The 13,117-nt window shown below is 67.8% G+C and carries 12 protein-coding genes; 3 read left to right on the top strand and 9 right to left on the bottom strand.

Annotated elements, in window-relative coordinates:
- The first annotated feature begins 111 nt into the window (after positions 1 to 111).
- On the top strand, positions 112 to 2,064 hold the full coding sequence (locus tag K5H97_RS04110) for a pilus assembly protein TadG-related protein (RefSeq protein WP_036986202.1): 1,953 nt from the start codon (positions 112 to 114) through the stop codon (positions 2,062 to 2,064).
- On the opposite strand, the gene K5H97_RS04105 is transcribed toward K5H97_RS04110, so the two are convergent.
- On the bottom strand, positions 2,049 to 4,685 hold the full coding sequence (locus K5H97_RS04105) for a PAS domain-containing sensor histidine kinase (RefSeq protein WP_028691370.1): 2,637 nt from the start codon (positions 4,683 to 4,685) through the stop codon (positions 2,049 to 2,051). The genes K5H97_RS04110 and K5H97_RS04105 overlap by 16 nt on opposite strands.
- Complete coding sequence (locus K5H97_RS04100; protein WP_028691369.1) at positions 4,682 to 5,125, bottom strand: TadE family protein; 444 nt, start codon at positions 5,123 to 5,125, stop codon at positions 4,682 to 4,684. Before K5H97_RS04100 ends, K5H97_RS04105 begins: the two co-directional genes overlap by 4 nt.
- Before the next feature lie 75 nt (positions 5,126 to 5,200).
- Between K5H97_RS04100 and K5H97_RS04095 the strand changes: the two genes are divergently transcribed.
- Positions 5,201 to 5,671, top strand: a complete 471-nt coding sequence (locus K5H97_RS04095) for an A24 family peptidase (protein ID WP_028691368.1) — start codon at positions 5,201 to 5,203, stop codon at positions 5,669 to 5,671.
- Between the two features lie 113 nt (positions 5,672 to 5,784).
- The gene (locus K5H97_RS04090) at positions 5,785 to 6,567 is read left to right on the top strand and encodes a response regulator (protein WP_189660374.1); all 783 of its coding nucleotides are present in this window, start codon (positions 5,785 to 5,787) and stop codon (positions 6,565 to 6,567) included.
- A gap of 46 nt (positions 6,568 to 6,613) precedes the next feature.
- Here K5H97_RS04090 and K5H97_RS04085 read toward each other — a convergent pair whose 3' ends face one another.
- The 7 genes from K5H97_RS04085 to K5H97_RS04055 are packed head-to-tail and all read right to left on the bottom strand — an operon-like array spanning position 6,614 to position 13,104.
- Entirely contained in the window at positions 6,614 to 6,874 is a 261-nt protein-coding gene (locus K5H97_RS04085) for a DUF3613 domain-containing protein (protein WP_028691366.1), read from the bottom strand.
- Positions 6,875 to 6,887: 13 nt separating this feature from the next.
- Positions 6,888 to 7,589, bottom strand: coding sequence for a tetratricopeptide repeat protein (locus K5H97_RS04080; RefSeq protein ID WP_028691365.1), 702 nt, complete (start codon positions 7,587 to 7,589; stop codon positions 6,888 to 6,890).
- A 14-nt stretch (positions 7,590 to 7,603) separates the two neighbouring features.
- Positions 7,604 to 8,491: a type II secretion system F family protein gene (locus K5H97_RS04075; RefSeq protein WP_028691364.1), complete on the bottom strand. Its 888-nt coding sequence runs from the start codon at positions 8,489 to 8,491 to the stop codon at positions 7,604 to 7,606.
- A gap of 2 nt (positions 8,492 to 8,493) precedes the next feature.
- Complete coding sequence (locus tag K5H97_RS04070) at positions 8,494 to 9,375, bottom strand: type II secretion system F family protein (protein WP_028691363.1); 882 nt, start codon at positions 9,373 to 9,375, stop codon at positions 8,494 to 8,496.
- Complete coding sequence (locus K5H97_RS04065; protein WP_028691362.1) at positions 9,372 to 10,628, bottom strand: CpaF family protein; 1,257 nt, start codon at positions 10,626 to 10,628, stop codon at positions 9,372 to 9,374. Before K5H97_RS04065 ends, K5H97_RS04070 begins: the two co-directional genes overlap by 4 nt.
- Entirely contained in the window at positions 10,625 to 11,815 is a 1,191-nt protein-coding gene (locus K5H97_RS04060) for a pilus assembly protein (protein ID WP_028691361.1), read from the bottom strand. Before K5H97_RS04060 ends, K5H97_RS04065 begins: the two co-directional genes overlap by 4 nt.
- On the bottom strand, positions 11,812 to 13,104 hold the full coding sequence (locus K5H97_RS04055; RefSeq protein ID WP_036986199.1) for a type II and III secretion system protein family protein: 1,293 nt from the start codon (positions 13,102 to 13,104) through the stop codon (positions 11,812 to 11,814). The genes K5H97_RS04060 and K5H97_RS04055 overlap by 4 nt, the downstream gene beginning before the upstream one ends.
- Positions 13,105 to 13,117 lie beyond the last annotated feature (13 nt).

Genomic DNA, 13,117 nt, shown 5'->3' with positions numbered 1-13,117 from the left:
GCCGCTCCCACAGAGATCGCGTGCAGCAGACAAGGCAACTTGCCATCACCTTGACTACACTCCTTGCACCGCCGCCGCGCTGCCGGGCCACAGGCCGGCAAAGGAGTGCCCGTGGTTCCCCGTTCCGCTGTGCGCCAACGCGGCGCGATCGGCCTGATGGCCGCGCTGACCATGGGCCTGGCCCTGGTGTTCATGCTCCTGACCGTTGACAGCGGCCGCCTCTACCTCGAACAACGCAAGCTGCAGCGCATCGCCGACATGGCCGCCCTGGAAGCCGCCGAGCACGGCGGCGTCTGCAGCGGCAGCGGCCCGCAGGCCTCCACCCTGGCCCGCACCGCGGCCACCCGCAACGGCCACTCGCCTCTCAACCCCCTGATTGCCAACTGCGGCTACCTGCGCACCGGCCTCGACAACCTGCGCACGTTCACCGCCGACAACGTGCGTCACGAGGCGATCAGGGTCGAGGTCAGCAACGTGGTGGTCACCAGCGTCGCTGGCGGGGTGTACGCGCTGGTCCAGGGTGGCGCCATCGCCCGCACCACCACCCTGCGTGCCAGCGCGGTGGCAGCCACCCCCGGGACGCCCCAGGCGCGGCTGAGCATCCGCACTACCCTGGCCACCGTCAACTCGACCCAGGGCTCGGTGCTCAACGCCCTGCTCAAGGCCCTGGGCGGCTCGGCGCAGCTCGATGTGCTGGGCTGGCAGGGCATCGCCAACACCCAGCTAAACCTGCTGAAGTACCTCGACCAACTGGCGGTGGACCTGCACCTGGATATCGGCGACTACCAGCAATTGCTCAACGCCGACACCAGCGCCACCGTCCTGCTGCAGGCCGCGGTCAAGGTGTTGCAGCAAAGCGGCGCCGCCGTCGACGTGATCACCAACCTGGGCAAGCTGGCGGCGGACCTGCCGGTGGGCGGCCTGCAACTGGGCGAGCTGCTCGACCTGCAGAACGGCACGGCCCAGGCTGGCCTGGACGCCAGCATCCAGCTGCTGCAACTGGTGCAAGGGGTGATCCAACTGGCGGCCAGCGAGAACGCCGTCAACGCCGACCTGCCGATCAATGTGCTCGGGCTGGTCAATGGCCGCGTGCAACTGCGGGTGATCGAGCCCCCGCAGATCTCGGCGGTGGGTGACCCGCGCACGGACGAGTTGCGCGTTCATACCGCCCAGATCCGCGCTTTGGTCTCCCTCGATTTGCCCCTGCTAAGCGGCATCGCCGGGCTGCTCAATGCGGTGCTGGACCTCGCGGCACCCTTGACCAACGTGCTCAACAACCTGCTCAGCCTGAACCTGCTGGGCACCGTGCAATCGTTGACCTGCGCCCTGGGCATTCCGTGCAAGGTCAGCGACATCAAGCTGCTGGACGGCCAGGTGCATATCGATATCGGCATCGAAGTCGCCGAAGGCAGCAGCCGCCTGCGCCCGGCACCGCCCGACAACTACACCTGTAGCCCGAAGAGCCTGACCACCCTCACCCAGCGCTCGGCGGCGAAAATCGCCATCGGCAGGTTCGATTCACCGGCGGACTTCCTCAGCAACGGCACCACCGTGGTAAAGGCCTTGCCAGTCATCGATATCGGCACCAATGTCTGCAGCCGCCTGCTGATCCTGCCGCCGTCCTGCGGCACGCGGGTGCCCTACGCCGGCGGTGGCATCGGCCTGCGGGTGGACAGCAAGCTGCTGGGCAGTGGCCCAGTGGAAAAGCCCCTGCTGTTCAGCGGTGCCCATGCCCCGACCGAAATCGGCCAGGAACCGGCCTACCAACCCATGGACAGCGACCAGGCGCAGGTGGTGGCGAGTCTGTCCGACACCCTGGCGGGCATCCACCTGGAAGCCTACAAGCCCACCGGCAATGGCGGCCTTGGCCAGGTGCTGGTGCTCACCGCCGGACTGCTGGACGGGGTGAAGAACATCCTCGAGCCGGTCATCAAGAACCTGCTCAGCCCCCTGCTCGATCCCCTGGTCAACGGCTTGCTAAAGGTGCTGGGTATCGACCTGCTCGACGCCCAGGTCGGCACCAACCTCAGCTGCGCCAGCGGCCACGCTCAACTGGTGCTGTGAAGGGGCAGTTCGACCCGCAAGCACGCGCCCTCGACGCCGTTGTCCACGCTCAGGCGGCCGCCCATCTGGCTGACGATGCCATGGCTGACCGACAAGCCCAGCCCGGTGCCGACCCCGGCCGGCTTGGTGGTGAAGAAGGGTTCGAAGATCCGCTCGTGCAGCTGCGGATCGATCCCGCCGGCGTTGTCCTCCACCAGCAACCACAGGCACCCGCCATGCAGCGTCTGGCGTACCCGGATCCACGGCTGCGCCACCTGCTTTTCCAGCAAGGCGTCACGGGCATTGACCATCAGGTTGATCAGCACCTGTTCCAGCTGATCCTGATGCCCGAGCACCTGGGCCAAGGCCTCGGGCGGTTCCAGGCGCAGTGTCACGCCCTTGCCGCGCAGGCCTTCTTCAAGCAACGCCTGGGCGCCTTGCACCGCGGCCCAGGCGGCGAAGCGCTCGCGCTCGACCGCCGAGCGCCGGCCATACACCCGCATATGGTCGACCAGCCGGGCGGCGCGCTCGACCTGGGCCTCGATACGGCGCAGCTTGTCTTCCAGATAAACAGGATCGGCAGCGCCGTTCTCCAGACGCTTGAGGGTGTTGACCACCGCCATGCGCATGACGTTGAGCGGCTGGTTGATCTCGTGCAACAAACCGGTGGCCAGCTCGCCCAGGGTCGCCATCTTCGCGCCCTGCAGCAGTTGCTGCTGGCTGCGCCGCACTTCGGTGTTGTCGCGGCCCACGGCCTGGACCTCCAGCAGGTTGCCCTCGGCATCGAACAACCCACGGTCGGCCCAGACCCACCAGGCATGCTCGCGGCCGGGCAGTTGCAGGCAGATCTCCGCGCTGCTCACCGGCTGCTCCGGCGTCAGCGCCCGCAGGCGCAGGAGGAAGGCCTCGCGCTGGCCGGCGGACAACCATTGCCCGAGGTCCGCGCCCTGCAACTGCCCGGGCGTGCAGCCCAGGTAGTCGGCCAAGGGCCGATTGCCGAACAGCACGGTCAGGTCCGGGCGATAACGGCAGATCATCGCCGGCGAGTCTTCCACCAGCACGCGGTAGCGCTCCTCGCTCTGGCGCATGCGCTCGGCAGCTTCCGTGGCCTCGCTGACGTCCAGCCACAGGCCGACCACCTCCAGCGGCTGGCCGAGGTCGTCACGCAGCAGGCGGGCTTCGTCAAGCATCCAGTGATAGCCGCCAAGGTGATCGCGCAGGCGATAGCGGCAGCGTACCTGGCCATCGCGCAACAGACCGCGGGTGCGCTCCAGCCACAGCGGACGGTCGTCCGGATGCACCGCCAGGCCCGGCTGGCGCGCCTGCTCGCTATCGGCCGCCCAGCCGAGCAACGGCGCCAGGCTGGCGCTGTAGAAGTCGCTGTGCAGCGCGCCTTCGGCATAGCGCTGCACGTAGATCACCGCGGGCGAGCGGGCGATGAGGTTCTCCAGCCGCGCACGGGCCGCGCCGGCCTGCTGCTCCTGGGCCTTGAGGGCGCTGATATCGAGCAGGAAGCCGCGCAGTTGGCCGGCCTGGCCCTGGCCGGCCCAATGGAACCAGCGCGGCGGCGCCTGGGGATCGTGACCCGGCAGGCGCACGCTGAGGCTCAGCGCCTGCCCGTCACGGGCCTGGTCCAGGGCCAGTTGCGCCGGCTCGCGGTCCGCCGGGTGCAGGCGGGCGAGCCATTGGCCAAGGCTGACCCGATTCGCCAGCCCGAGGGTCGCGGCCAGGGCCGGGTCCAGCTGCAGCTCGCCGTGCGCCGGCCACTCCCACCATCCCGCGCCCAGTTGGCGCTGCAGGTCATCGAGGTGATGGGCCTGGTGCTGCAGTTGCTGGCGGCGATGGCGCACCAGCAGCGGCTCGGTCAAGGTCCGTACGAGCGCCAGGGCCATGTCGACCGCAGGCGCCTGCCGCGCCCCGGCGCACAGCACCCAGGCCTCGGCCTCCAGGCCCTGACGATAGGGCACCAGGAACAACGACGCAGCACCGCACAGGGCAAGCAGCTCGGGGTCGTCATCGACCTCGACCAGGGTATGGGCCGGCCAGCGGTCCAGGCGCTCACGCAGCCTGCGATCGTCGGGCCAGGGCCAGGTCTCGTCGCTGCTGGCGTAGTGGCGCCAGCCTCCTGGTTCGCGCAGCATCAGCCGCAACGCGGCCGCCTGCCAGTGCTCGGCCAGGCTGTGCAACTGTTCGCGGGCCGTCTGTAGCAGGCGCTCACTGCCACATTCGCGCAGGGCGTGGCCGATCTCGCCGAGCAAGGGGCGCTGGCGGTCCCAGCGCTGCTCGCGCAGCAGGTCACCGATGTCGAAAAGCTGCAGCATCCAGCCCTGTTCGTGGCGCTGCAGCCAGCCACGGGTGTGCAGCGCATGGCCCATGACGGTGTGAAAATCCAGGTCCAGGGGCTGGCCCTGCCAGTCGGCGGGCTGCCCTTCGAGCACCAGCCAGCTGTGACGCTCCAGATAATCGTGCACCCGCGCGCCCGCCTGAGCGGGAAGTGCCAGCAGGCTGCGCAGCGGACCGGCCAGACGCAATACCCGCGCCTGGTCGTCGAGCCACAGCTGCAGACCGATGGCCGGCGTCACCTCGGGCGTCTGGGCCGGGACCGGCGCGGCGAACCAGCGATCAAACAGGCCACCACTCACAGTTGCAGGCTCGCCTGGGCCTGCAGCCGCGCGGGCAGCTTCGGTACGTCACCGACCACCGGCAGCACCAGGGTCGGCAGCACCCGCGTCAGGCGCGAGCGCGGGTAGTCGATCACCACCGTGAGCACCTTGTCCACGCCGACGGTGACCCGGGTGTCGGTGAGCACGTTGAATCCCAGCGCGCTGGGCATCCACGCCAACTGCTGGCCGATCACCTGGCGGGCCAGCCCCTGCACGTCCAGCTCGTAGGTCTGGCTGGCGGGGTCCACGGCCACGCAGCGACGCACCGCCTCGCTGCTGGCCTGGTTGAACGACTGCAGCATCAGCATCGGCAAGGCGTAGCTGACCAGCCCGTAGAACACCGCGAAAAACACCATGAATACGGCGACAAACTCGATGGCTGCCGCGCCTTTTTGCTGTCCCGCCGGGCTTGCTTTCATGATCGCGTCTACCCTGACTGTGAGACCTGTCTGAAAGCATAGAACCGTTCAACGAATAGGGATGGCAATTTGCCAATGCAAAGCATTGTTCTCCTGATGTGGCTTGCCTTGTGCACCGAACAAGATGTCCGTGAACGGCAAATCTCCAACGCCCTGACCCTCGGGGTCGCGGCGTGCGCCTTGGCCTGGCTGTTCGCCACCGGACGCAGCTGGATCGGCGCCGACGCAAGCGAAGCCGGCTGGGCCCTGGCCATCGTCATGCTGCTCACCCTGCCCGGCTACATGCTCGGCCGCTTCGGCGCCGGCGACGTCAAGCTGATGGGCGCCCTGGCCCTGGCCACCAGCCCGCAATACGTGCTCGGCACCTTCATCGGCGCCGGGGTCACCGTGCTCGCCTGGATGTTCGGCCGGCGGCGTCTGTGGACCCTGCTCAATCCCAAGGTGAAAAAGCGCCTGCAGGCGCTGGCCGAACAGGTCGGCGACAAGCAGCCCTTTGCCCCGTATGTGCTGGCCGGCTTCCTGTTGACGGCCGTCTGGATCCAATAACCGACCGCTGGGTCGCTTCCATGAGCTAGATGCATGTACATAATTGCAAAGTGCGACTACTTTTCTACCTGCCAGAGCCTCTGGCCCGGGAGCAGAGCCGATACAACAGGGAGTTGATCGTGAACAAGTCCGTCAGTGAGGTGAAAGTGCTGGTAGTCGACGACCAGCCAGTGATCGTCGAAGAGTTGTGCGAATTTCTCGAAAGCGAGGGCTACCGTTGCGTCCCCGCCCATTCCACCGGCCAGGCCATCGACTGCTTCAAGGCCGACGAGACCATCGGCCTGATCCTGTGCGACCTGCACATGCCCGAGCGCGATGGCATCGAGCTGGTCCGCACCCTCAAGCAAAACGCAGGGCCGCAGCGCATGTTCGAGGCGATCATGCTGACCGGCCGCGCCGACAAGCAGGACGTGATCCGCGCCCTGCGCGAGGGCTTCGCCGACTACTACCAGAAGCCCATGGACCTCGACGAACTGCTCGAAGGCGTGCGCCGCCAGGAAGCGGCGCTGCTCGAACGGCGCCGCAACTTCCGCGAGCTGGGCAGCCTCAACCAGCGTCTGCAGGAGTTGGCCGAGTCCATCGACGATCTCTACCAGGACCTGGAAAAAGCCCGTGGCCAGGGCACCCACCGTCGCGCCAGCGATGCCGAGGACGGCGAGGCGGAGTTGCCCGCCGCCTTCGAGAAGCTGTCACCGCGCCAGCTTGAAGTGGCCCGGCTGGTAAGCAAGGGCAAGACCAACTACCAGATCGCCTGCGAGCTGGGCATCACCGAGAACACAGTGAAGCTGTACGTGTCGCAGGTGCTGCGCCTGACCCACATGCACAACCGCACGCAGCTGGCGCTGGCGTTGACTCCGCGTTCGTCGCCGGTGCATCAGCGGTTTACCACGCACTGACCTTGTGAATACCGCTCCTACACGATCGTGCCACAGCTTCAAGTGCTCAATTGTTCGACGAACTGATCTTGGTCCAGCGGTAGAAATCCGGAATCGCGTACTTGTAGCTGTCCAGCCAACGCTGCATGGCCTGGTCACGTTCCTTGTCGGTCTGTTCCTGGCGCACGCTGGAGGCCTGGCGATTGCTCGCCTGTACCTGCAGCAGGGCCTCGGTGGCGGTCTGTGGGCGTGGCTGGCGCACAGGTTCTTCAGCCTGCGCCAGCAGCGGTGCGGCCAGGCAGGCCAGGACAATCCAGGGCTTGAACATGATCACCTCCCGATCAGTTGATGGCCGCGGCCGAAGACTCGGTCGCCGCCAGTGGGCCGCGCCCGTTGGACCTGATGCGCTGGGCCCGGGCCTGGGCCTCGGCGAATTGCTCGGGCTTCAGGCGCAGGCGATTGACCAAATCTTCCGCCTGCCGCCAGTTGTCCTGCACCAGCGACAGGGTCACCAGGTTCACCGCTGGCAGCGGGTTGTCGTCCTTGAGCTCGATGGCGGTGAGGAACTCGAAGCGCGCCTGTTCGTGGTTGCCCAGGTTCATCTGCACCACGCCCAGGTCGTTGCGCACCTTCTCGTCGGTTGGCGCCAGGCGTACCGCCCGCAGCAGGTTGCGCAAGGCCTGGACGTCATCGCCACGGGCCGAAGCCAGCTGGCCCAGGCCGTGCTCGCCCTCGGCGGCCAGGCAGCCGCCGAGCAGGCTGCGGTAGAGCGGCTCGGCCTCGCCGCGCCCGAGCTGGCGCAGTACCTTGGCCTTGCGCAGGCGGACCTGGTCGAGGGTGTCAGGCAGCTGTTCCAGGTGGGCCAGGCCCGCGTGCGGGCGGCCTTCGCTGATCATCTGGTCGGCCATGTCCAGGCTCAGTTGCTGGTCGGCATCGGGCTTGCCACAGGTGCCACCGCCGAGCAGACGGGCCAGGCCTTCGGGGGGCTGGCCGGCGCAACCGGTGAGCAGCAACAGGCCGATCAACGTCAGGATCGCTTTCATATCCATTTATCCCCTCATGAGCCCAAGGCCCGCGCCAGCGCGGAAAAACCTGGCCCGGCCAGGACGATCAGCAACGCCGGGAACAGGAACACCATCATCACCGCCGACATCTTCGCCGACATCTTCGACACCCGTTCCTGCAGGCCGGTCAGGCGCCGGTCGTCAAGCAACTCCTTGAGCGCCAGCAGCGACTTCATCGAGCCACTGCCCTGCACCAGCAGTTGCTGGAGAATGACGCAGGTGTCGATCAACTCGTCCACCGCCAGCAGGCGCGCGGTCTTTTCCAGCTCCGGGCCCAGGGCCAGGCCTGAGTCGACTCGCTGCAGGACCAGGCGCAATTCGTCACTGATGTTCGGTACCAGGCTGCGGCCTTCATGGGCCAGCACCCGCAGGGCCTGCTCCACCGCCAGCCCGGTTTCAAAGAGGATGCGCAGCAGCGGGATCAGCAGGCTCACCTCTTGGGCGATCTGCCGCTGACGCCGCGCCGCCGCCAACACCAGCAAGCGCTTGGGCAGCAGGTAGCCCCCACCCATCGCGCAGAGCACCAGCACGCCCCAGTGCCCGCGGTTTTCCCCGGGCAAGCCATGGCCCAGCAGCAGCGCCACGCCCACCGCCAGCAGCGGCAAGCCCAACTGCACGGCGGCGAACAACGCCCGTTGCCGGCTGCGCCGCCAGCCCAGGCGATCGAGCAGCGCCTGGGTCTCGCCATCCAGCCGTTGCAGGCGCCGCCCCAGCGGGCTGCTGCCCAGCCACTGCAGCCAGTCGCCGAGCCGCTCGTCACGGGCCAGCCGTCCCTGCAGGCGTCGCGCCACCCGCTGCCGGGCCCGCCATTGCTGGCCGACCTGCAAGGCCAGCAGCACGAACGCGGCAAACAGGAACAGCGCGCAAAGCAACAAGGCCATACTTACAGGCTCCTCATCATGCGCCACAGCACCAGGCAGCCGACGGCCTGCAGGGCGAAGGCGAACAGCAGCATCAGTTGCCCACTGCGGTCGTGCCACATGGCCAACAGATAGGTGGGATTGGCAAACAGGAAGTAGCCGACCATGGCCAACGGCAGCGCGCCGAGGATCCACGCGGTAATGCGTGTTTCGCCGGTCATGGCGCGCAGTTGCCGGTCGCCCTGCTCGTGTTCGCGAATCAGCTTGATCAGGTTCTCCATCAGCTCGCTGGCATTGCCGCCGTGACGCTGGTTGATGCGCAGCCCGAGGGCGAACATGCGCAGTTCGGCCTGGCCATAGAGTTCGGCGAATTCATTGACCGCATCCTCCAGCGGCACACCCAGTTGCACGTTGCGCCGTACCCTCAGCATCGCCGAGCGCAGCGGCTCGCGAGTACTGTCGACGCCGCCGAGCACCGCCTCGTTCAGGGTGCGACCGGCCTTGAGGCTGCGCACGCTGTAGTCGAGCAGGCCAGGCAGTTGCTGGACGATCTGCTGCAGGCGTCGCCGGCAGCGCCAGGCCAGGAAGAAATGGCCGAGCAGCGGCAGGCCGAACAGCACCATCGACGCCACCACCCAGCCCGCCACAAGGCCGGCGAGCACGGTCAGCGCCAACCAGGCGAACAGCCACGGCCTGGGGGAAAATTCGGCATGGGCCAGGCCCGCCCGCTGCAGTAACGGGTCGAGCCAGTCGCGCCGGGCATTGCCGCTGCGCACGGCGCGGTAGGCCCGGCCCAGGCGTTCGAGGATGCGCTCCTCGCCACGCTTGTACAGGCCCAGGCGCAACAGCAGCAGCGCCATGCCCAGGCACAAGGGCGACAGTGCCAGCAGCAGCGGGCCCATCACAGCACGCCCTCGTGGCGCAGCTTGTTTCCCGCGGGGTTCGGCGCCTCGCGCAAGAAACCGTCGCCGCTGCGCCGGTCGAGGCGGAACAGGGTGTTCGTCACATACACATCATCGCGCACGCCGACCACTTCCAGCACCTCGCTGACGCAGCGCCGGCCATCGGCCAGTCGGGTCAGCTGGATCACCACGTCCAGCGCCGCGCAGATCATCTGCCGCAGGGTTTTCTCGGCCACCTGCCGGCCGGTCAGGCCGACCAGGGTCTCCAGGCGCAGCAGCGCGTCCTGGGCAGTGTTGGCGTGCACCGTGCTCATCGAACCGTCGTGGCCGGTGTTCATCGCGGTCATCACATCGAGCACCTCGGCGCCGCGGATCTCGCCGAGGATGATGCGGTCGGGGCGCATGCGCAGGGCGTTGCGGATCAGCTCGCTGGCCTTGATCTCGCCATGGCCCTCGGCATTTGGCGGGCGGGTCTCCAGGCGTACCACATGCGGGTGATGCAGTTGCAGCTCGGCCACATCCTCGATGGTCACCAGACGTTCCTGGGGCGCGATCATCTGGCTGAGGATGTTGAGCAAGGTGGTCTTGCCGGTGCCGGTGCCGCCGCTGACCAGGATGTTGCAACGTCGGCCCACGGCGCGTTCGAGGAAGTCGTAGATCGGCTGGTCGATGGCCCGGGTGGCCAGCAGGTCGGCGCTCTTGAGCATGTCCTGGCGGAACTTGCGGATCGACAGGCATGGCCCGTCCAGGGCCACCGGCGGGATGATCGCGTTGACCCGGCTGCCGTCGGGCATGCGCGCGTCGACCATCGGCGACGACTCGTCCAGGCGCCGCCCGAGGGGCGCAAGGATGCGCTGCATCACCCGCTCGACATGATGCGCGTCGATGAAGCGCAAGTCGGTTTGTTGCAACAGCCCCGCCCGCTCGACAAACACCCGGTACGGGCCGTTGACCAGGATCTCGGTGACGCTCGGATCGCGCAGCAGCACCTCCAGCGGGCCGTAGCCGGTCAGCTCGTCGACGATCTCCTCGGCCAGTCGCTCCATCTCGTAGCGCGACAGGGCCAGGCGCAGGCGCGCCACATAGTCGCCCACCTGTTCCAGGACGAACTGCGCCAGCACCGGTCGCGCCCCTTCGAGCAGGTTGCGGCCGCTGTCCTCGATGGCGTCGATGACGTGCCGGTGCAGCGCGCGCTTGAGCACCTGCGGATCGCTGGCCGCATGGCGCGGCCCGCCAAAGGGTTCTTCGTTGCTCATCGGTTGCCCCACAGCCGGTTGAGCCAGCCCTGGCCTGCCGGCGCCAGGTTTTCCGAGCGCTGCGCCAGGCGCTCGCCCAGGCCGCGCAGGGCCTGGGTCAGGCCTTCGCGCGGAGCCAGCTCGAACAGGCTCAAGCCCTGGTTCTTGGCGTTCAGGCGCACCTCCGGGCTGTAGGGCATGACCTTGAGCAAGGCCAGCCCGTAGCGTTTGGCCAGGGCGTCGGCATCCGGCGCCACATGGCGCAGGTAGCGGTCCACGAGCAGGCTGGCGTGTTCGAGCTTGATGCCGCGGTCGCGCCACTGTTCGAGCACGTCCAGGTTGCGCCGGCAGTCGATGATGTTCTGGTCGGTGTAGACGATCAGCTTGTCGCAGTGGCTGACGATGGTGCGCAGGGCCTCGCTGTCGGCCTGGCCGGTGAGGTTCACGACGATGTGCTGGAAGTGCTGGCGCAAGGCGCTGAGCAGCATGTACAGCTCGGCGGCGCTGGACTGTGCCAGGGCTTCGTCGTTGTCGGCATAGGCCAGGATGCGCAAGCCGCCCTTGTCGCGGGTGAAGGCGCTGTCGATCAGGGTCGCGTCGAGCCGACGCAGGTGACGCAGGGCGTCGCCGAAATGAAACGAGGCCTCCAGGCCCAACAGGGCCAGGCTGTCGCCCCGGGGCAGGCCGAGATCAAGCAGCAGGGTCTGCTGGCCGCTCTCCTGCACCACCCGCGCCAGGTGCGTGGTGAGCAGCGCGCCGTCGGCGCCGCGCTGGGTGCCGAAGAGCACGGTCAGGCCGCCCAGGCTGGGGTTGCTGGTGGCCGTCGGCAGGCGCTTGCCCAGGCGCCGCACCAACCCCGCCACCTCGCTGGCCCGCGAACCATAGGCGACGAAGTCACGGGCGCCGGCGCGCATGGCGTGCAGCACCAGCTGGTTGTCCATGCCGTCGCCGAGGGCGACGATGGCCAGCATCGGCTTGGCTTCGAGCATGCCCTCGATCAGTGCGCACTGGCCGATCAACTGCTCGCGGTCCAGGCCGATGAACACCAGGTTGCTGAAGGTCATGTCGACCAGCGCCAGCAGCTCGTCGAGGTTCGGGCTGCTGGCGCCGATCACCTGCCCCAGCGGCGCCAGCGCGCCCTGCAGCCAGTGCAGGTCCTCGTCGGTGCGGGTCAGGGCCAGGTAGGTCTGGTTCAGGCTTTCGTTCATTGGGACAACCCGCCACGGCCTTCGAAGTTGCCGTTTTCCATGAAGAACAGGCGGCCCCAGCTGGGGTCGTAGGTGCGCAACGCCTCGCCCGGCAGTTCCGGCAGGCGCGCATTGGCGGCCAGCGGCTGGACCAGGTGCGGGGTGACGATCATCAACAGCTCGGTCTCCTCGCGATTGAGCGCCGACTGGCGGAAGAACGCGCCGATGATCGGCAGGTTGCCCAGGCCCGGCATCTTGTCCACGTTCGAACGCACGTTGCTGCTGATCAGGCCACTGATGATGAAGCTTTCGCCATCGGCCAGGGAAATGCTGGTATCGGTACGCCGCACGCTGAGCCCCGGCACCCGGGTGCCGGCGATGACCACCGAATTGTTGAAGTCCAGCTCGCTGACCTCGGGGGCGACCTTCAGGGTGATGCGGTTGCGGCTGACCACCGTGGGGGTCAGCGCCAGGCGCACGCCGAACTCCTTGTACTCGATCGACACGTTGTCGCTGCCGCTGCTGGGCACCGGGATGGGGATCTCGCCACCGGCCAGGAAACTTGCGGTCAGCCCGCTCAGCACGGTGAGGCTGGGACGCGCCAGGGTGTAGGCGAAGCCGCTGTTCTCCAGGGCGTTGATCATTGCCAGGAAGCGGCTGCTGCCGCCGCCCCAGACAATGTTGAAGACGCTGTTGTCGAGGGGGATGCCGGGCCGGGCGTCGGCGTAGTTGGCCGAGCTCGGCACGCTGGCGGTGCTCGGCACGTAGCCCGGGCGCACCACCGTGTCGGGCACGGTGCCGGGCGAGCCGATCAGGCTGTTGTTCGAGCCCTTGAAGAACAACCGCGCCCCGGCCTCCTTGTACTTGAGGCGGCGCACTTCGACGAAGCGGATATCAGCCTGCACCTGCACCGGCAGGTCCTCCTGGGCGGAGGGCAGTTGCGCCGTTTCCGTCATGTCGGCGCTGGCCCGGCCCTTGACAAACAACATGGCCCGGTGCGGCTGCGCGGTGCAGTCGGTCCACAGCATCAGGCTGGTGGTGCCCTGCCCCACCGCCGTCAGCAGCACGGCGCGCTCGCCGCTGGGCTGCACATCGGCCACCTTGGGCTCGCCCACCGCCGCCCGGGTGATGGCCACCGGCAGGCGCAGTTCCTGCTGCAGGCCCTGGTCCATCTCGATCACCGACGGCAACTGGCCGAACGCGGCGCAACCCTTGGCCGCCGCCTGCGCAGTCGGCGCCAGCAGGGCCAGGACCAGCAGCGCCGGGACCAGCCATCCGCCTCGTGGAGTAACACGCAAAGAACTACGCATGGATCGCATCCTT

Source organism: Pseudomonas mosselii, from assembly GCF_019823065.1.
Taxonomy (GTDB): Bacteria; Pseudomonadota; Gammaproteobacteria; order Pseudomonadales; family Pseudomonadaceae; genus Aquipseudomonas; species Aquipseudomonas mosselii.
Note: the sequence above shows the minus strand (reverse complement) of the source record. Positions and strands in the feature narration are given on the sequence as shown.